Source organism: Terrisporobacter vanillatitrophus, assembly GCF_051148895.1.
In the GTDB taxonomy this organism is placed as follows: domain Bacteria; phylum Bacillota; class Clostridia; order Peptostreptococcales; family Peptostreptococcaceae; genus Terrisporobacter; species Terrisporobacter vanillatitrophus.
Map to the genome: position 1 here is coordinate 2,760,187 of NZ_CP154625.1, position 19,490 is coordinate 2,779,676.

Annotated in this window: 17 protein-coding genes and 1 riboswitch; of the genes, 2 read left to right on the forward strand and 15 right to left on the reverse strand. The window is 28.3% G+C overall.

The genetic code is table 11. The features are described from left to right. Nucleotides 1-26: 26 nt before the first annotated feature. The 4 genes from TVTCOM_RS13725 to TVTCOM_RS13740 form a co-directional block, all read right to left on the reverse strand. Nucleotides 27-2,624: an ABC transporter permease gene (locus TVTCOM_RS13725; protein WP_434796838.1), complete on the reverse strand. Its 2,598-nt coding sequence runs from the start codon at nt 2,622-2,624 to the stop codon at nt 27-29. Continuing rightward, complete coding sequence (locus tag TVTCOM_RS13730) at nt 2,625-3,302, reverse strand: ABC transporter ATP-binding protein (RefSeq protein WP_434796839.1); 678 nt, start codon at nt 3,300-3,302, stop codon at nt 2,625-2,627. Nucleotides 3,303-3,400: 98 nt separating this feature from the next. Further along, a complete protein-coding gene (locus TVTCOM_RS13735; RefSeq protein ID WP_434796840.1) occupies nt 3,401-4,639 on the reverse strand; it encodes a sensor histidine kinase in 1,239 nt (412 codons plus the stop codon). Next, a complete protein-coding gene (locus TVTCOM_RS13740) occupies nt 4,632-5,327 on the reverse strand; it encodes a response regulator transcription factor (RefSeq protein WP_434796841.1) in 696 nt (231 codons plus the stop codon). The genes TVTCOM_RS13735 and TVTCOM_RS13740 overlap by 8 nt, the downstream gene beginning before the upstream one ends. Nucleotides 5,328-5,625: 298 nt before the next feature. On the opposite strand from TVTCOM_RS13740, the gene TVTCOM_RS13745 reads away from it, so the two are divergent. Further along, nucleotides 5,626-6,309 (forward strand): MBL fold metallo-hydrolase, encoded by a 684-nt coding sequence (locus TVTCOM_RS13745; protein ID WP_434796842.1) that lies wholly within the window; start codon nt 5,626-5,628, stop codon nt 6,307-6,309. A gap of 51 nt (nt 6,310-6,360) precedes the next feature. Here TVTCOM_RS13745 and TVTCOM_RS13750 read toward each other — a convergent pair whose 3' ends face one another. Then, nucleotides 6,361-8,376, reverse strand: a complete 2,016-nt coding sequence (locus TVTCOM_RS13750; RefSeq protein WP_434796843.1) for a penicillin-binding transpeptidase domain-containing protein — start codon at nt 8,374-8,376, stop codon at nt 6,361-6,363. Nucleotides 8,377-8,551: 175 nt separating this feature from the next. Between TVTCOM_RS13750 and TVTCOM_RS13755 the strand changes: the two genes are divergently transcribed. Continuing rightward, nucleotides 8,552-9,541 (forward strand): HD domain-containing protein, encoded by a 990-nt coding sequence (locus TVTCOM_RS13755; RefSeq protein ID WP_434796844.1) that lies wholly within the window; start codon nt 8,552-8,554, stop codon nt 9,539-9,541. Nucleotides 9,542-9,597: 56 nt separating this feature from the next. Here TVTCOM_RS13755 and TVTCOM_RS13760 read toward each other — a convergent pair whose 3' ends face one another. From TVTCOM_RS13760 to TVTCOM_RS13805, 10 genes are all read right to left on the reverse strand, one after another. Then, the gene (locus TVTCOM_RS13760) at nt 9,598-10,206 is read right to left on the reverse strand and encodes a hypothetical protein (protein WP_434796845.1); all 609 of its coding nucleotides are present in this window, start codon (nt 10,204-10,206) and stop codon (nt 9,598-9,600) included. Between the two features lie 170 nt (nt 10,207-10,376). Next, complete coding sequence (locus tag TVTCOM_RS13765) at nt 10,377-11,555, reverse strand: phosphoribosylaminoimidazolecarboxamide formyltransferase (RefSeq protein WP_434796846.1); 1,179 nt, start codon at nt 11,553-11,555, stop codon at nt 10,377-10,379. A 74-nt stretch (nt 11,556-11,629) separates the two neighbouring features. Next, a riboswitch (ZMP/ZTP riboswitch) is annotated at nt 11,630-11,726 on the reverse strand. Between the two features lie 61 nt (nt 11,727-11,787). Continuing rightward, complete coding sequence (locus tag TVTCOM_RS13770; RefSeq protein ID WP_434796847.1) at nt 11,788-12,435, reverse strand: glycosyltransferase family 2 protein; 648 nt, start codon at nt 12,433-12,435, stop codon at nt 11,788-11,790. Nucleotides 12,436-12,770: 335 nt separating this feature from the next. Beyond that, nucleotides 12,771-13,607: a diaminopimelate epimerase gene (gene dapF, locus TVTCOM_RS13775; RefSeq protein WP_434796848.1), complete on the reverse strand. Its 837-nt coding sequence runs from the start codon at nt 13,605-13,607 to the stop codon at nt 12,771-12,773. Between the two features lie 17 nt (nt 13,608-13,624). Then, entirely contained in the window at nt 13,625-14,812 is a 1,188-nt protein-coding gene (locus tag TVTCOM_RS13780; RefSeq protein WP_434796849.1) for an aspartate aminotransferase family protein, read from the reverse strand. A gap of 65 nt (nt 14,813-14,877) precedes the next feature. Further along, on the reverse strand, nt 14,878-15,606 hold the full coding sequence (gene dapD, locus TVTCOM_RS13785) for a 2,3,4,5-tetrahydropyridine-2,6-dicarboxylate N-acetyltransferase (RefSeq protein ID WP_434796850.1): 729 nt from the start codon (nt 15,604-15,606) through the stop codon (nt 14,878-14,880). Nucleotides 15,607-15,642: 36 nt separating this feature from the next. Next, complete coding sequence (gene dapB / locus TVTCOM_RS13790) at nt 15,643-16,404, reverse strand: 4-hydroxy-tetrahydrodipicolinate reductase (RefSeq protein WP_434796851.1); 762 nt, start codon at nt 16,402-16,404, stop codon at nt 15,643-15,645. A gap of 1 nt (nt 16,405) precedes the next feature. Beyond that, nucleotides 16,406-17,296 (reverse strand): 4-hydroxy-tetrahydrodipicolinate synthase, encoded by an 891-nt coding sequence (dapA, locus tag TVTCOM_RS13795; protein ID WP_434796852.1) that lies wholly within the window; start codon nt 17,294-17,296, stop codon nt 16,406-16,408. Nucleotides 17,297-17,313: 17 nt separating this feature from the next. Next, nucleotides 17,314-18,306 (reverse strand): aspartate-semialdehyde dehydrogenase, encoded by a 993-nt coding sequence (locus TVTCOM_RS13800; protein WP_434796853.1) that lies wholly within the window; start codon nt 18,304-18,306, stop codon nt 17,314-17,316. 27 nt (nt 18,307-18,333) lie between these two features. Then, on the reverse strand, nt 18,334-19,473 hold the full coding sequence (locus TVTCOM_RS13805; protein WP_434796854.1) for a M20 metallopeptidase family protein: 1,140 nt from the start codon (nt 19,471-19,473) through the stop codon (nt 18,334-18,336). Nucleotides 19,474-19,490 lie beyond the last annotated feature (17 nt).

Below are 19,490 nucleotides of genomic sequence, written 5' to 3' on the forward strand. Positions count from 1 at the left end.
TAGTAGTAGCTATCTATTTTTTTGACTTATATACTCTCTTGTCTAATATTTTCAATTATATTTTCTTTATTTATTTTCTTCATAGGAATATATGATGAAATAAATGTAATTACAAATATGCCTATTAAGGATATAATAATTGCCCCATAAGGAAGCACTAATCCAAACTGAATAACATCACCTAATATCACATTCATAAGAGCTACGAGACCAATTCCTATAGGAATACCATACAGTAATGATAAAATTCCATATAGTAAACTTTCTAGGTATATCATCTTATTAAATCCTCTAGGTGTTACTCCTATGGATTTAATTATAGAAAGTTCTCTTTTTCTTAAGTTTATATTTGTACTAATTGTATTTACTATATTCGTTATACTTACTAAAGAAATTACTGTAACAAATCCATACACAAAGATTTGCATTACTATAAGAGTATCTTCCATTTCTTTTACTTCTTCCATTTTATCAGTTACATCATATCCATACTTGTTTGCAATATCTTTTACTGCATTTCTTGTATCTTCTTCTTTATTTGTAGATATATGAATATTATGAGTACTTACATCATATCCAAGTTTTTTTCCTACTTCATCGTATGTTATAAAATCTAATCCCATGTTGTTATATGATGAGCTACCTATTGGTATATCATCAGTTATAGCCATTATTTTAAATTTAATTTCTTTTCTTATTTCTTTTTCTCCCTCATAATCTAAATTATAGGCTGTAATTGTATCTCCAACTTTATAATTTGTTAACTCAAGTTCATATTTTTTACCAGGCTCTTCATAGTAACTTTTTCTTACAAGTATTACTCCTTTTTCTTTTATAGCTTCTTTTTTATCAAAACTACCTTCTTTAAGATTTATTTTACTTATTTCAAAATCTCCTGGCATCTTTGTTATACAATTTTGTATATCATATGCAGTTTTATTGTTTATTTTTTCGGTTGAAAAATATCCATCTATTATATCTTTATTGTCTTTAGATATTTTATCTTCTGGCAGATAAATTCCCATTCCATAATCATTAGCTGCAGAAAGTCTGTTTACACCATCTATATTTTTTAATTCTTCTAATGAATTTTTATCCATTGTACTATTTGAAGATAAATACAAATCATAATTTGCTTCTCCATACTGTATTTTATTAGCATTGATGAATAAAGTCATAAATCCACTAAAAGATATAAATATAACAACACTTATAATAAGAGAAAATAAAGTTATTCTAAATTTCTTTTTATTTCTTCTTAAGTTTTTATAAGCAAGAACTCCTTCTGCTTTAAATAAGGCTCTTACTATTTTTGAATCTTTGACTTTTCCTATTTTTAAATTACTACTATTTTTTATGGCTTCAAGTGGTGATATTTTTGCAGCTTGTCTTGCTGGCAATACAGCTGATATTAATATAGTTATTATAACTATCACTGCACTTAATATAATAATAGTTGGACTATATACCACCCTTAATCCTAGATCTCCTATTATAGAGCTTCCATAAAATTTCCCTATTATTTTAAATACCATATCTATGGCAAATGTACCTGCTAATAATCCTATAGGTATACCTATAATACTTACTATAAAAGCTTCCATTAATACAAGTTTTGTAGTTTGTATTTTTGTTGCCCCTATGGAATTTAAAATCCCAAATTGTTTCTTACGTTCACTAATAGATATGGAAAATGCATTATATACTGTTGCTATGGTACAAATAATTACTAAAGATGTAACTAGTATTATAATCTTATCAATAGATCCATTAATATTGTCATAAGCACTGGCACTTTGTAATCTTAATAAATGTTCATTAAAACTTAGATTTTCATAGTATACACCATTGTCATTATTATAATAAGAAGAATCTTCTTCTCCATCTACATTTTTTACTTTTAAACCTAAGTTCTTAGCAATAACTGGCGCTATATCATAAATTTCTTTTGGGTTGTTTGCAGTAATTGATACATTAATACCTTCCTTAATTCCAATATTATTTATATCCAAATAAGTTATAGCTGTTGTAACTTGCTTTCCATATTCAAACCCAGGTTTATTTATTATACCCACGATTTTGTATTCTTCTTTTTTCCCATCAACAAGTTTTTCATCATCACTTACCCAATAACCTGTTAAAGCCTCACCATCTTTAGTTACTCGTTTTCCCACGTTAAGAGTGACTGTATCTCTGATTTTCTTTTCTCTAAGTATTCTTGAATCTTCACTAATCACTATTTCTTTATTGTTCGTTGGCATCTTACCTTCTTTTAAAGATATTTGAAATCCATCAAAAGCACCTTTATCATAAGACTTTAAGTCTAATAAATCATTATCATCGCTATACTTTCCAAAATCTAAATTTTCACTATAAGCATATTTAGATATGCCTGCACTTTTAGTTATTTTACTTAAATCCTTCTTTTGTACATCATAAAATGTGGCATGGAAATCTCCTTCTCTTTCCACAGTTTCTCTAATTTCATAATCCATCAAACTGTTATAGATAGTTCCTATACCACAAATTAATGCAGTAGATAATATAATTCCTATTATTGTAACTATAGTTCTTTTTTTATTTTCTTTTAAATATCTAAGTGTAAGAGATGTGTATAAATTCATTTAGATCACCTCATCACTTTTTATGATTCCATCTTCTATAGTTATAACTCTATCTGCTTGAAGAGCTATGTTTAAATCATGAGTTATCATTATAAGAGTCTGCTTATATTTTTTCACGGATAACTTTAATAGCTCTATAACTTCTTTTGAGTTTTTACTATCTAGATTTCCTGTAGGCTCATCAGCTAAAACTATGGCAGGTCTATTTACTAAAGCCCTCCCTATGGAAGTTCTTTGTTGTTGACCACCACTTAGCTCATTTGGAAGATGATTTTCCCTATCTTTAAGCCCTAAAGTTTTCAATAAATCATCTAAGTACTCTTGATCTATTTTTCTATTATCTAGTTCTGCAGGAAGAAGTATATTTTCCTTAACAGAAAGTACTGGTATTAAGTTATAAAACTGATATATTAGCCCTACATTTCTTCTTCTAAATATGGATAAGTCCTTTTCTTTTAAGTTATATATATTCACATCATTTATATAAACTTCGCCTTCACTCGGCTTGTCCACGCCTCCTAATAGATGTAATAAAGTACTTTTCCCACTTCCACTAGGACCGACTATAGCAACAAACTCTCCTTTATTTATAGATAAGTTTATGTTTTTTAAAGCCTCAACTTTAGCTTCGTTTTTGCCATAGATTTTACACAAATTTTCAATTCTTAAAATTTCCATATTATCCTCCATAATTTTTCACTAACTTTTGTAAGTTTTAATTTATATTTTTATTATAGGTTTTCATACTTACATCTTGGTGAATGTAAAATTACAAATTAGTCACCATAAGTTTTATGAAAAATTATATGAAACTCAGTTCCTTCATTTTTTTCACTTTTTACGTATATATCTCCATTTTGACTTTCTATAATAGACTTAGACATGGCAAGACCTATCCCCACACTATCTTCCTTTGAGGTTTTACCTTTATAAAATCTTTTGAAAATATGAGGCAAATCTTTCTTATCTACTCCTTCTCCACTATCTTTTATTACAACCTCACAGTATAGAGGGTTTTGATCATAGTTAATATTTATTTTCCCTCCCTGTGGAGTGTGTTCTATACAGTTTTTTATTATATTTACACAAGCTTCACTAGACCAATTTATATCACCAATATAACTTGTATTTTCATCTCCACTTATACTTAATTCTATATTTTTAATTTCCATAGGAATTAAACTTGGAGCAACTGACCTTTTAATTAATTCATTAATTTTAACTTCTTTTTTCTCAAAGTTTATTACTTTGGCTTCAACTTTGGAAAGCTTCAACATACTTTTTACTAGCCATTCCATACGATTTAATTGGGATTTTATTTTATCTAGAAATTCTATTTTTGTTTCTTTTGGTAAGTCTTCATACATTAAGTCATTTAAGATTACTAAAGATGTCATAGGTGTTTTTAACTGATGAGATATATCTGAAATAGTATTATTTAAAAATATCTTTTCATTATTTAAAAGCTCTGCTTTTTCTTTTAATATATTAGTCATTTTAATTAATTCAGTTTTTAAAAGACCTATTTGACCATCTTGATTTCTATTTTTCATTTCAAATTTTCGACCTTCAGAACTATTATAAACATAGTCTGTCATATCTTTTATATCTTCATAAATTTTTCTAAAATAACTTAAGGCAATGATAATAAATAATATTAAAATAATACATAGGAACACCCAATTAATATTAAAAATGTATCTTATACTTTCATTTATAATAGGCTCATTTTTCAAACTTATATTACTATTATAATTATATTTACTTAGTATTTCTTTACCCAAACCCATATTATCTTTTGAATTTCCCTGTGTAACTATATCTATAATATCTTCTTCCAGTTCAGGTCTTTCTGCTAGAATATTTCCTATAATTGCTTGATTATTTTCAACTACTTTTTCTTTTATAATACTTAAATTAAGTAATGTTACTCCGCCACACATAACAATAGCAATTAAAAATAGAACACTAAAGCGCCTTATAAAACTTTTCATTTCCACATTGTATCTAATCATTAGCTTCACTTCCACTCCATTTGTATCCCATACCTCTTACTGTAATTATTAACTTTGGATTGCTTGAATCATCTTCAATTTTTTCTCTAAGGCGTTTTATATAAACAGTTAATGTATTATCATTGATAAAATCATAAGTTACGTCCCATAATTTCTCTAAGATTTGATTTCTGCTTAAAACTATATTTTCATTTTGAATTAAGATTAATAATAACTTGTACTCAGCAGAAGTTAAAAATACTTCTTCTCTACCTTTATAAACTCTAGCCTCTAAAGTATAAATACTTAAATCTTTATATTTTAAAATTTTCTTCCCCTTGTCTTCTCCTTTATTTCTTCTAACTACTGCCTTTATTCTAGATATAAGTTCTCTTACTCTAAAAGGTTTTGTCATATAATCATCTCCACCAATATCAAGTCCCATGACTATATTTACCTCGTCATCACATGCTGTTAAAAAAATTATAGGTATATCTTTTATTTCTCTTATTTCTTTACAAAAATCATAACCATTACCATCTGGCAACATTACATCTAAAAGAATTACGTCATAGGATTTTTCGTTTATATTAAGTCTAGCACTTTCTAAATCTTTGCATATATCTATTTTGAAACCCTCTTGTTCTAGGGCGTATTTCACACCAAAAGCTATTGTAGAATCGTCTTCTACCATAAGAATCTTTATCATAACAACCTCCAAATTTTTCATCATTTATAATTATTATACAATAAGTTAAAAAATATGATAAGGTGGCTTAATGTGACATTCTAGTCATAATAAATAAATTATGTTGAACTTATGAAGTTTTATAAATATCTTAGATTATTTATTGAACTTCATATATAATAAAATTATAATTTACATAATATATAAAAAATTTGCTTCACTTAAGCCACTACGTGGGCGCCATGAAATTTCAGGCAACGACCTTACTCAAGCTAATAGGTGGGAATTTAAAATAATTAATTTAAGAAAGGATTTTAATATGAAAATAACATATATTCATCATAGTAGCTTTGTTGTGGAACTTAACAATTGCATATTACTTTTTGACTACTTTCAAGGAAATCTTCCAGAGTTTGATAAAAATAAAAAGTTGTATGTATTTTCTAGTCACTCTCATCACGACCATTTTAATAAAAGTGTTTTTAAACTGAACAAGATACATCCTGACGTAACCTATATATTATCTAATGATATAAATGCTTCAAAATCTGAAAATATAAAACTTATAGGTGCAAATGAAAAATTATTAATTGATAATTTAAGAGTAGAAACTCTAGAGTCTAGTGACTTAGGTGTGGCCTTTACTGTGAAAGTTGAAAACAAAAGGATTTATCATGCTGGCGATTTAAACTGGTGGCATTGGGAAGGAGAAAATTCTCCTGAAGAAAATGCTTATGCCGAAAAATTGTTTAAAGATTCAGTAAATAAAATAAAAGGAAAAAGCATAGATATAGCCTTCCTACCTTTAGATTCTAGACAGGGTGATCAATATTATTTAGGTTTTGATTATTTTATGAGAAATACTAATACTAAAATAGCATTTCCAATGCATTTTTGGAGAACCTATTCTTTAGTTAAAATTTTTAAAGCTTCTAATCATGCTTTAAATTATAAAGATAAAATATTGGAAATAAATCATGATAATGAGGAATTTCAACTTTAAAATATTAAGGTAAACAACAAAAGGTCAACTTATGAAAGTTGACCTTCTTTATTATTTATCTTCTAAAAGATAGCTTTTCATTATATTTTTTACTTTAGGTACTAAATATTTTGATGTGGATTTGTCTTTCATGTTTTCCATAACCATGGATATGGCTAACTTAGAGTCTTCCAAGTCAACAGCAACAAACCAACTATTTTCATTTCCACTTTGATCTTCTTTAGTAGATTTTATTTCTGCTGTTCCTGTTTTACCTGCCAAATTAACTCCCTCTATTTTACATAAATGTCCACTTCCATTAGGGTCGTCTATAACCCCAGAAAAATCCTTTTGTAATTCTTTTAAATCTTCTTTTCTTATAGCTTCCTTATATACTTTTTCTTCCTTATTTTCGCTTATCACAAGTCTTGGCGTCATAATTTTTCCTTCATTTGCTAAAGCTGAATATGCCATAGTTACTTGCAGAGGAGTGGTTAAAACTTCTCCTTGTCCGTAACCTGTATCTCCCAATAAAATTTCATTTTCTATTGTACCACTGTTTGATATTTGAGATTTTGCCATAGGATATTCAAAATTCATATCTAATCCTAAACCAAATTTCTTTGCTCCTTCTATAAAATTCTCACTACCTATTTTAATAGCTTTATCTGCAAAATAAATATTGTCAGAGTTTACAATAGCATCATATAAATTTACAGAGCTTATATCTTTTACTCTAGTAACTTTATAATTTCCCCAGGAAGATGATTTTTGCCAATTTAGTCCTTCTATTTTCATTTTTTCATTTGGATTTATTATTTTATTTTCCAATCCTATAGATGCTGTTATAAGTTTCATAGTAGAACCTGGTGAGTATAAATTATTTGTTCTATTATCAAAGCATGCATTTTTATTTTCTTCCCACTCTTTTGCTATTTCTTTAGTTTTGTAAGTTACCATGGTGTTAGAGTCATAGGAAGGTGAGCTTACCATGGCTAATACTTCTCCACTAGTCGAATCCATTGCTATGGATGCTCCTTTTTCTTTATCCATTTGATCATATACTTCTTTTTGTAGTTTGGAGTCTATGGCTAGCTTTATATCTTCTCCATCACTGGCATTTGTCTTAGCTACTGTTACATTATTGCCTTCTCTTTCAATATATATATGAACTCCATCTGTAGCTTTTAATTTATCTTCATAAACTTGCTCTAATCCATTTTTACCTATTTGACTACTACTTGTATAGTTTTTATCAGATTTTTTCTCCAACTCTTCTGCTGTTATACTACCTATATATCCTAACAAACTTCCAAAAGCCTCACCTTTTGCATAAACTCTAGATGTGACCTGTTGTATAGTTATTCCTTCTATTTTTGAAACTTTCTCCAACTTATCTTTTTCATATTCTGAAAGTTTTACAATATTTATGGCATACTCTGGATTAGTATTACTTGCAATTTTATTTTCTATATATTCTTCACTTATATCAAGTATTTTAGCTAAATCCTTTATACTATCTTTTTTAAATACTTTACTGTCTATGTTTACATAATTTGCTTCTCCATTGTATGCTAATAAGTTTTCATCTCTATCTAGTATTTTACCTCTATTACCCTTAGTTATTTTAACCTTTATCTTATCTCCTTTAACCATCTCAGGTAATATTAAGCTTTCATCCCAGCATATCTTATACTTGTTATCTTCTTTTTTCAGCTTAATTGTTGCATTATCATATTTTAATTTTCCTCCAATAGTATTCATAGAAACGCTAATAGGTATTTCTGATTTATTTTTAATCTCTCCCACATCTATTTTTATGTTACTTACGTTCATAGCTGAATAAATTACTGAGTATTTTTTTATAAATTCTTCTTTCCCACCAAACTCTTCTTTTATGTAGTTTTTAGAATCTGTTGTTAAAGTTTCATATAATTCATCATAATTTTCTTCACTTAATAACTTGTTGTAATTCTTCACAGTATTTTTTATTTCATCCTTATTACTACAACCATTTAAGACAAATACTGCTATAATCATCATGATAATAAATACTAGTTTACTTAATTTCTTATTTCTAATCATCATCACCATTCTCCCCTCATAAATAATTTATTTTACCCTCTTATTATTTATTTTACTCTTTATTTATTAGACCTTTATATTTCACAAAAGGTTTTAATTTATTTATATTTTTAAATTGCAACTATCTATACTGTATTATATAATAAGTTTTTATTAGAAATTTAAAGGAGGTATTAATTTGAATTTAATTGGTATATATAGTAAGGATTTTCCTGTTTTCATAAAGGAATTAATAAATACACCCGAATTTAAAAGACTTAGCAATGTGGGTATGAACTGTGGATGCGAATATACTAGCTTTCCTATATTCTCAAAAGGTAAAAATTATACTAGATATGAGCATAGTATAGGTGTGGCGCTTATAATTTGGCACTTTACAAAGGATATAAAACAATCTATAGCGGGCCTTTTACACGATATTAGTTCTCCTGTATTTGCTCATGTAATTGATTTTTTAAATGGAGATCATGAGACACAAGAATCTACAGAAGAAAAAACAGAAGAGATTATAGGAAACTCTAAAGAAATACAAAACATATTAAAAAAATATGATTTAAGCACTAAAGATGTTTATGACTATCATATGTATCCTATTGCAGATAACGACTCTCCTCTTCTTTCTGCAGACAGGTTAGAATATACTTTAGGTAATGCTTTTTACTATGGTTTTAAATCTATGGAAGAAATAAAAGAAATGTACGATGACTTAGTAATAAGTATAAATGAATTTGGACAAAGCGAAATTTCATTTTCTACTTTAGATAAGGCTATGGAATTCACAGCTGTATCCATTGAAAATTCTAAAGTGTATACTTGTAATGCAGATAGATTTTCCATGCAATACTTAGCTGATTTATTAAAATTGGCAGTAAACAAAAATGTTATAAGTATGAAGGACTTATACACTGTAGAGGATGAAGTTGTTGATAAATTACAGAAATATGAAGAGTTAAAATCTAAGTGGAATGATTTTATAAATTTTTCTCAAATATTTACTAGCAAAGAAAAGCCTGATGATGGATACTGGGTTAACATTCCTGCTAAAAAAAGATATATAAATCCTCAAGTAGTTTCTAAAGGAAGAGTTTCTAATTTATCTGAAAAGTTATCAAAAGAAATAGATGATTTCTTAAATGTTGATTTTAATATTTGGTTAAGTGGAAAATAGAATTTTAAAAGGTGGTATTAGTTTTGAATATACCGCCTTTTAACTTTCACAAAATTTTAATTAGAATATTCTTCTACAACTACCATTCCCCCTTTATCTTCATATCCTGTATTCCATAGTTCTTTAAATGAAATCCAGTTATGATCCCCATAAGTAGCTATTTTTATTAATAAGTCATTGTCAATTTTTTCATATCCAACAATTAAAAACCAATGCCATACAAGTTCCCTTAACTTTGAATTTTTATGTTTTAATAAAAGAAATGGTATTGGTATCTCTTTATTTATCTGATTTATAATTACTTTTTCTCCATCCAGCAATGAGTTATCTCCAGAAAAAGCTGTCATCTTTATCTCTTTATCATCAACATCTTCTAGATATTTTCCAAACCCATCTATATATAATTGTAAAGTATTAATTCCTGTCATTCTTGGTCGAAGATAAGGTTTCATAATACGGGAGAATTTTATATAATCTGCTTTTGTTAAAGAGCTTACATCAAATGGATATAAATGCTCACTATTTTTAAGTATATTCAAATAAACACATAAATCACAAGCTGTAACTGCGGCGCAACCTCCCAATCTCATCATAGGATCTATAAACCAATTTTGATTTCCACCATAATGATCTTCTATATTAAAATATGTTAATTCTTTTTTCATAGTTAGTATTTCCTTTCTAATATCATGCTCTTTAATACATATTAACACCTTTAATATTATAATTAAACTAAAAAAATATATATACTTAAACTCCTACATATTTATAGAATGTAATTAAAAAAATCCTTAAAGGTTGTCAAATTGCCAACTTTTAAGGATTTTTTTATATTTTAATGATGAAATAATCTAATTCCCGTAAACACCATGATCATATTGTATTTATTACAACACTTTATAACAAGATCATCTCTTAGTGATCCTCCTGGTTGTGCTATATATTTAACTCCACTTTTGTATGCTCTTTCAATATTATCTGAAAAAGGGAAAAATGCATCTGAACCTAAAGTTACATTTTCATTTTTTGAAATCCATATTCTTTTTTCTTCTCTAGTAAATACTTTTGGCTTTGTTTTAAATATGTTTTGCCATTTTCCTTCGGCAAGAACATCCTCATACTCATCACCAATATATACATCTATTGCGTTGTCTCTTTCTGCGCGACTAAGTGTGTCAATAAACTCCAGATCAAAAACTTGTGATGATTGACGAAGATACCAATTATCAGCTTTTCGTCCTGACAATCTTGTACAATGAACTCTTGACTGTTGGCCAGCTCCAACACCTATAGTTTGACCATTTTTTACATAGCAAACGGAATTAGACTGTGTATATTTAAGTGTAATAAGAGCTATTTTCATATCCATAATTGCTGACTTTGAAATTTGATTATTTTTAGTTACAACATTTGATAAAAGATCATCATTAACATTAAGTTCATTTCTACCTTGTTCAAAAGTAATTCCATATACTTGCTTTTTCTCAATAGAGTTTGGAACATAAGATGAATCTATTTGTATAATATTATATTTACCCTTCTTTTTACTTTTAAGTATTTCTAACGCTTCTTTAGAATAAGCTGGTGCTATAACTCCATCTGAAACTTCTCTTTGGATAATCCTAGCAGTTTGAATATCACACTCATCTGACAATGCAATAAAATCACCATAAGATGACATTCTATCAGCTCCTCTGGCTCTAGCATAAGCACTGGCAAGTGGTGATAGTTCTCCCAAATCATCTACCCAATATATTTTAGCAAGTGTTGCATCTAGTGGTAGTCCAACTGCTGCACCAGCTGGTGACACATGTTTAAAAGAAGTGGCAGCAGGAAGTCCTGTAGCTTCTTTTAGTTCTTTAACTAACTGCCAACCATTAAGAGCATCAAGAAAGTTTATATACCCTGGGTTTCCATTTAATACAGTAACAGGTAAATCATTGTTTTCTTCTATAAATATTCTTGCTGGTTTTTGATTTGGATTACATCCATATTTTAGTGATATTTCTTTCATAGTAATACCTCCCTATATTTTACTTGCATCCATAGTAAGTTTTATTGCATAAAAAACGCCTGGACGCATTTATATAATGCTGCCCAGACGGTCGACTAATCTTTATTAATACACTCCCTGTAGGTAATCCTACTCAGGTAACACCTGTTTCCGTCAGTTGTGTATCTATTAATAATGATAGTTGAAATATTTTTATACTGCAATATAAAATATTAATTCTATTTATAAATTACTATATTTGATTTTCTTTGATATTATAAATAGCGGGTTTATGAAGTATTATGTATCTTTCAATAATATTCATTACTTCGTATATCCATTTTAGCTCATTAGTTTTTTCTTCATTTTCTAATATCATTCTTTTAATTAAATCTGTTTTATACAATTTGCCCCAAATAACATTTTTTACTCTTTTATTTGCTTTTAATTCTTCCATTAGACATTTATTATCTAGTATTAATCCTTCACCATCTTCTTCACTATATTTATCATCATATAATAATTTATCAAAGTATACATCATATGAATCTACTTGTATTGCATCTGATTTATATTTTTCTTGATTTTCTACCATAAGGCTTATCATGTTTTTGTCTAACCAGCTATCCTTACTATCAACATATAATATATATTTACCTGTGGCACATTCTGTTGCATAATTAATTGCCTCACAAAGTTTACCACCTTCCATATTAAGCAATTGAATTGTTTTATCAAATCGGACATAACCCCTAGCAATTTGCTTTGAATTATCAGTACTACCATTGTCAACTAGGATTATTTCCATATTTGTATATGTTTGATTTCTAATACTGTCTAAACACCTATTCAAATTTTTTTGTGCATTATAAATTGGCACTATCACACTAACCTTGTACATATTCTCTCCCCCCATAGATTAACTTGTACATTTTTCCTTTGTTACTTATTAAAAATATTAACTCCCCATAATTAATATTTTTAATCCTCTCATATAATAAAACTATCTATAGATAGTGTCATATTATACAAAAGTATTATTTTTGCTTATCATATGTAAATTTATCTTATTATCTACTTATAATAAATTCTTTATTTTTCTTTACATCCCTTGTTATTTTAATTATATTTTTCCTCTGAAATTCTTCATAAAGTGATAAATTATCTGTATGCACAAAATAAAGAGATAGATTAATTTTATCTATCCCTAAGTTATAGCTGCTTTTTCTATTCTAATTAACCACAATAATTATACTCTCCTTTACATATAAGCTCTGCAGGGCCTGTCATATATATTTCTCCTTCTTTATCTTCTATAATAAGCTTTCCACCTTTTACTTTTACATTTATCTTTTTACTACAATTATGAATAATTGAACTTATTATAGCAGATGCAGCCGCTCCTGTTCCACAAGCAAGAGTAATACCTACTCCTTTTTCCCAAGTTAAGACTTCAATATTTTCTTCATCTATAACCTTACAGAAATTCACATTTGTTTTCATAGGAAAGATTTCATTATTTTCTATTTTTGGGCCTATTCTTTCAAAATCCATATCATTAAAATCTTCTACAAATAATACAGTATGGATAGTTCCTATGACTACTGAACTAATTTTAAATGTCTCATTATCTACAGTAATTTCCTTATTAATATAGCACTTATCTTCAGTATTTTTTGGCATCTCCTTAGCTGAAAATGATGGTTTACCTAAATTAACCTTGGCGAAGTTTACTTTATTATCTTCTACAACAACTTCTACCTTCATAATTCCAGCTAAAGTTTCAACATCAAACTTAGTATTATTTACAATATTATTTTCATATACAAATTTTGAAAAACATCTTATTCCATTGCCACACATAGTAGCTATACTTCCATCTGAATTGTAAAAACACATTTTTACATCTGCTACAGATGATTTCTCAACTACTATCATTCCATCAGCACCAATTCCAAAGTGTCTATTACAAGCTTTCTTTGCTAATTCATTATAATTTATAGTATTTAAATCACTACCTCTAAATATTATAAAATCATTTCCTGTACCTTGAAGTTTTTGAAATTGAATCATTATTTCACCTCCATTAACTAGTTGCTACATAAAATTATTACTTCTTCAAATATTGTTAAAAATTTATTCATTTCATCTTTAGTTATATATAGTGATGGTAGTAATCTTATTATTGTGTTGCTTGTAGAATTTAATAATACTTTTTTCTCTTGTGCTATTTTCTTTATATTGTTTGCATATTCTCCAACATCAACACCTATCATAAGACCTCTACCTCTTACTTCTTTTATTACTTTAGGATATTTGTCTTTTAAATTATTTAATTGTGTTATTAAATAATCGCCTTTTTGTTTTACCTCTCTGCATAAATTAGTATTAACTAACTTATCCATTACATACTCTCCACATGCACAAGATACTGGATTTCCTCCAAATGTACTTCCATGGTCTCCTGGCTTTAAGATATCTTCTATACCTTCACTAACTAGCATAGCTCCTAAAGGTATTCCTCCACCTACAGATTTAGATACGGTTACTAAATCTGGTGTAAAATTATATTTTTCATAAGCAAGTAAATCACCAGTTCTTCCCATACCTGTTTGAACTTCATCTATAACTACTAAGAAGTTATACTCTTTAGATAATCTTACTACCTCATCTATAAATTCTTGTGATGCTTCAACTATTCCGCCTTCACCTTGAATTACTTCTAAGAATAAACCGCAAGTATTTTGATTTACTTTTTCCTTTAGGGATTCTATATTGTTATACTCAAAATGGCTAACCCCTGGTATAAGAGGCATGAATTCTTTTTGATATTTTTCTTGGCCAGTAAGAGATAATCCGCCATTAGTTCTACCATGGAAAGAATTATACGCAGATAATAACTCATATTTATTATTACTAAATTGCTTTCCATATTTTCTACATAATTTTATAGCAGCTTCATTTGATTCTGTACCTGAATTTGTAAAAAATACCTTAGATGCAAAAGTGTTTTCTACAAATAATTTTGCTAAGTTAATAACAGGCTCACTAACAAAGTAGTTAGATAAATGCATATATTTTGATGCTTGATTTATCATAGCTTCAACAATTCCCTTATCATGGCCTAAATTATTTACTGAAATCCCACTATACATATCAAGATATTCTCTTCCATCAATATCATAAAGGTATGAACCTTCTCCTTTATCTATTATCAAATCACTTCTATTATAAGTATTTAATATATATTTTTTATCTTGTTCTTGTAAATTTTTCATAGTCTCCTCCTAAAATGAAAAGGTATATTAATTCTCCTAAGAGTCTTGATATACCTTTTCATATATTATCTTAAGTCTTCTAATAGTTTTACTTTATCTGCTGTTTTTGCATCTTTTTCTTTTATAACTCTAGCCGGTGTACCTGCTACAACTGTACCTGCTTCTACATCACAAGTTACAACAGCTCCTGCAGCCACAACTGCACCTTTACCTACTTTTACACCTTCAAGTATGACAGCATTTGCACCTATCATAACATCATCTTCTATTATTACAGGGGTTTTACTTGGTGGCTCTAATACTCCTGCTACTACAGATCCTGCTCCTACGTGAACATTTTTGCCTATAGTTCCTCTAGCACCTACAACAGCATTCATATCTATCATAGTATTTTCGCCTATTTCTGCACCTATATTTATAACTGCGCCCATCATTATTACTGCATTTTCGCCTATGCTTACTCTATCTCTTATTATTGCACCTGGCTCTATTCTTGCTTTTATATTTTTCATATCTAACATAGGTATAGCTGAATTTCTTCTATCATTTTCTATTTCAAAATACTCTATTTTATCTTTATTTGAATTTAAAACATGCTCTATATCACTATTTTGTCCAAATACAATCTTAAATCCATTTTCTCCAAAAACTTTACATCCTGGAAAATCTACATTATTTAATTCACCTTTTATGTATACTTTTACAGGGGTACTTTTTTTAGCTTCTTTTATAAATTTTGCTATTTCATATGGATCTGTAAGGTTGTTATTTAAGCTATTTTCATTAGTATTCATATTATTATTCCCTTCTTAGTTATTATTAGTACCTTCTTAGTTGCTATTTATTAAATTATTCATAGAATATAATTTAGGTTCTTTGTTTGCAATGTATTTTGCAGCTTTTACAGCTCCTTCTGCAAATATGATTTTAGAAAGTGCTGTATGTTTAATTTCTATTATTTCATCTCTCCCTGCAAATATTACAGTATGTTCTCCTGGTATAGTTCCTCCACGAACTGCGTGAATTCCTATTTCCTTTTTATTTCTTCCTGTATCATTTCCTTCTCTTCCATAGCTATATGTCATAGAATTATTTAACTCTTCATTCATAGCATTAGCTATCATATACGCTGTTCCACTAGGTGCATCTATCTTTTTGTTATGATGTTTTTCTATAATTTCTATATCAAAAGTATCACTTAATACATTAGCTGCTTTCTTAACTAAGTCTATAAGTACATTTATTCCTAATGATGTATTTGAAGATTTAAATATAGGTATATATTTAGAAGCTTCCTGTATTTTTTCTTCTTGTTCTTCACTAATTCCTGTAGTAGCTATAACCATACCTATTTTTTTCTCTACACAAAGCTTTAATAACTCATCTAAGTTACAAGGATTAGAGAAATCTATTACTACATCACAGTCTATATCTACTTTTGATGCACTTTCATATATAGGATATTTATTATTATATAAATTAGTATTTCTATCTATGCCTAAAACTATTTGTGCATCCTCCATTTTACCTATAACTTGCGTTAAAATTCTTCCCATAGCCCCATTACAGCCACTTATCCCTATTCTTAACATACTATTTCTCCTCTGTATTTATTCCATATCTATTCATCTCACTTTTTAATATTTCTAAGTTTTTCTCAGTCATATTAGTAAGTGGTAATCTTAATTCTCCTACGTCCATACCCATTAAATTCATGGCTGTTTTTACAGGTATAGGGTTAACTTCTATAAATAAAGAATTTATAAGTCCGTTCATTTCTAATTGTAGCTTTCTTGACTTTTCTATATTTCCATTTAGGTAATTCATAACCATATCATGAGTATCTTTTGGTAATATGTTAGCTACAACTGATATAACTCCTTTACCTCCTAATGATAATATAGGAACTACCATATCATCATTCCCACTATATATATAGAAATCTTCACCACATAATCTAGCTATTTCAGCAACTTGACTTATATCTCCACTAGCTTCTTTTATTGCGACTACATTTTTTATCTGGGAAAGTTTCTTTACTGTACTAGGTGGTAAATTTACTCCTGTTCTTCCTGGTACACTATAAAGTATTATTGGTAAATCAACACTATTTGCTATAGCTTCATAATGTTTTATTAATCCTAATTCAGTAGCTTTATTGTAATAAGGTGTTACTACTAATAACCCATCAACACCAACTTCTTCACAATACTTGCTTAATTCTACTGAATATGCTGTATTATTACTTCCACTCCCTGCTATAACAGGTATTCTTTTGTTAACTACGTCTACAGTGAATTTTATAACTTCTCTTCTCTCTGTATCACTCATAGTTGCAGATTCACCAGTTGTTCCACATATTATTATAGAATCTGTTTCATTTTCTATATGCCACTCTATTATTTCTCTTAATTTTCCAAAATCTACTTTATCATTTTTAAAAGGTGTAACTAGTGCTACTCCACAACCCACAAATATACTCATATCTATTAGCCTCCAATTTATAAATTATTTAATAATAACTCCGCTATTTGAACTGTATTAGTAGCTGCTCCCTTTCTAATATTATCAGCTACTACCCACATATTAATTCCATTGTCCACACTATAGTCTCTTCTTATTCTTCCAACGTATACTTCATTTTTCCCTTGAACATCTATTGGCATTGGATATATATTATTTTTAATATCATCCTTTATCACTATACCTTCTACACTTTTAAGTAGCTCATATACTTTAGATAATTCAAATTCCTTTTCAAATTCTACATTTATAGATACACTATGACCATATTTAACTGGAACTCTAACTGTAGTAGCTGTAACTCTTATATTTTGGTCATTTAATATTTTTTTAGTTTCTTCTATCATTTTTATTTCTTCCTTAGTGTATAGATTTTCGGTAAATTCATCTATATGAGGAAGACAGTTATATGCTATTTGATGAGGATACTTTTGATTTTGTTCTCCATTTATTCCATTTTCTAAATCCATTATTCCACCAACACCAGAACCTGAAACAGCCTGGTAAGTTGAATATATTATCCTTTTTATTTTAAAAGCATCATGAAGTACTTTAAGAGGTACTACAGATTGAATTGTAGAACAGTTTGGATTTGCTATTATACCATTATTCCAATTTATATCTTCAGGGTTTACTTCTGGAACTACTAAAGGTATATCTTTATCCATTCTCCATGCACTAGAATTATCAACTACTATTACTCCATTATCTCTTGCAATAGGAGCAAACTTTTTACTAACACTGCCACCAGCTGAAAATAAAGCTATATCTATATTTCTCTTAAATGAATCTTCTGTTAACTCTTCAACTATATATTCTTTTCCTCTGAATTCTACTTTGGAACTTGCTGATTTTTTAGATGAAAATAAATATAAATTATTAATTTCAAAATTCCTTTCATCTAAAACCTTTAAAAATGTTCTTCCAACCATTCCAGTTGCACCAACTATTGCTATATTTGCTTTTTTCATTTTAATCACCCCTATTAACTCTATATATTAGTAAATACTAAGTGTTTTACAAATTTCGTCATACATTTTTACTCCATTCATTAGAACTTCAATATCAAAATTAAATTTTGAACTATGAAGAGGATTTGTATACTTTAATTCTTCATTTCTAGAACCTAGCATAAAAAATAATCCAGGAACCTCAATTTGATAGTATGAGAAATCTTCAGCTATCATCATAGGGTCTATTTCTATTAGATTTTCTTTTAAAGAAGAATTTCTTATTTTATCTAACAGTTCTTTATCATTTATTACCGGAGGATACATATCTCTAAATACTATGTCAATTTTCACACCGAACATTTCCATAAGTCCATTATTAATAGTTACCATTCTTTCTTTTATTTTTTCATAAACCTCTTGACTAAATGCTCTTATGGTTCCTTCTAAACTAATGTTTTCAGCTATTATATTACGTCTTTCTCCTCCATTTATAGTTCCAATAGTCAATACTGAACCTTCTATAGGATCAATATTTCTACTTATTATACTTTGATAACTATTTATAAGTTGAGCTACAACTATTAATGCGTCATTAGCTTTATGAGGAATAGCTCCATGACCACATTTAGCTTTTATATATATGTCAAACTCACCTGTTTGAGCAGTCATGGCTCCAGGCCTTACTCCGATTTTACCTTGTTCTATTTCTGGATATATATGAAGTCCAAATACATTTTTCACATTGTAATCTTTAAATATACCTTCATTTACAATAACTTCTGCTCCTCCTGGACCTTCTTCTGCTGGTTGAAATATAAATAATATTCCCTTTTTCAATGTATTAATTTTAGAAACATATTCTGCAAATCCAAGTAGTATAGATGCATGTCCATCATGTCCACATGCATGCATATGACCATCTATTTGAGATGAATAGGAAAGATCAGTTTCTTCTGTTATACTTAGTCCATCTATGTCTGCTCTGAATGCTATACATTCATTTTCAATTCCTTCTTTATAAGCTATGACACCTGTTTTTGCTATATTTTTTGTTTTATATCCAATCTTTTGTAATTGAGTTGATATATACTCTGATGTTTTATACTCACAAAATCCCAGTTCTGGTATCTTATGAAGTTCTATTCTATGGTTAAATACATTTTCTCTTATATCATTTATTTTCACTTTTCGTGCTCCTTCTT

What these genes read in the sequence shown, in the direction of transcription:
- TVTCOM_RS13765 (WP_434796846.1), bottom strand. Translation starts at nt 11,555, where the DNA reads ATGAAAGAAATATCACTAAAATATGGATGTAATCCAAATCAAAAACCA.
- TVTCOM_RS13740 (WP_434796841.1), bottom strand. Translation starts at nt 5,327, where the DNA reads ATGATAAAGATTCTTATGGTAGAAGACGATTCTACAATAGCTTTTGGT.
- dapA (WP_434796852.1), bottom strand. Translation starts at nt 17,296, where the DNA reads ATGAGTATATTTGTGGGTTGTGGAGTAGCACTAGTTACACCTTTTAAA.
- dapB (WP_434796851.1), bottom strand. Translation starts at nt 16,404, where the DNA reads ATGTTAAGAATAGGGATAAGTGGCTGTAATGGGGCTATGGGAAGAATT.
- TVTCOM_RS13780 (WP_434796849.1), bottom strand. Translation starts at nt 14,812, where the DNA reads ATGAAAAATTTACAAGAACAAGATAAAAAATATATATTAAATACTTAT.
- TVTCOM_RS13800 (WP_434796853.1), bottom strand. Translation starts at nt 18,306, where the DNA reads ATGAAAAAAGCAAATATAGCAATAGTTGGTGCAACTGGAATGGTTGGA.
- TVTCOM_RS13760 (WP_434796845.1), bottom strand. Translation starts at nt 10,206, where the DNA reads ATGAAAAAAGAATTAACATATTTTAATATAGAAGATCATTATGGTGGA.
- TVTCOM_RS13745 (WP_434796842.1), top strand. Translation starts at nt 5,626, where the DNA reads ATGAAAATAACATATATTCATCATAGTAGCTTTGTTGTGGAACTTAAC.
- TVTCOM_RS13770 (WP_434796847.1), bottom strand. Translation starts at nt 12,435, where the DNA reads ATGTACAAGGTTAGTGTGATAGTGCCAATTTATAATGCACAAAAAAAT.
- TVTCOM_RS13750 (WP_434796843.1), bottom strand. Translation starts at nt 8,376, where the DNA reads ATGATGATTAGAAATAAGAAATTAAGTAAACTAGTATTTATTATCATG.
- TVTCOM_RS13735 (WP_434796840.1), bottom strand. Translation starts at nt 4,639, where the DNA reads ATGATTAGATACAATGTGGAAATGAAAAGTTTTATAAGGCGCTTTAGT.
- dapD (WP_434796850.1), bottom strand. Translation starts at nt 15,606, where the DNA reads ATGAATACTAATGAAAATAGCTTAAATAACAACCTTACAGATCCATAT.
- dapF (WP_434796848.1), bottom strand. Translation starts at nt 13,607, where the DNA reads ATGATTCAATTTCAAAAACTTCAAGGTACAGGAAATGATTTTATAATA.
- TVTCOM_RS13730 (WP_434796839.1), bottom strand. Translation starts at nt 3,302, where the DNA reads ATGGAAATTTTAAGAATTGAAAATTTGTGTAAAATCTATGGCAAAAAC.
- TVTCOM_RS13725 (WP_434796838.1), bottom strand. Translation starts at nt 2,624, where the DNA reads ATGAATTTATACACATCTCTTACACTTAGATATTTAAAAGAAAATAAA.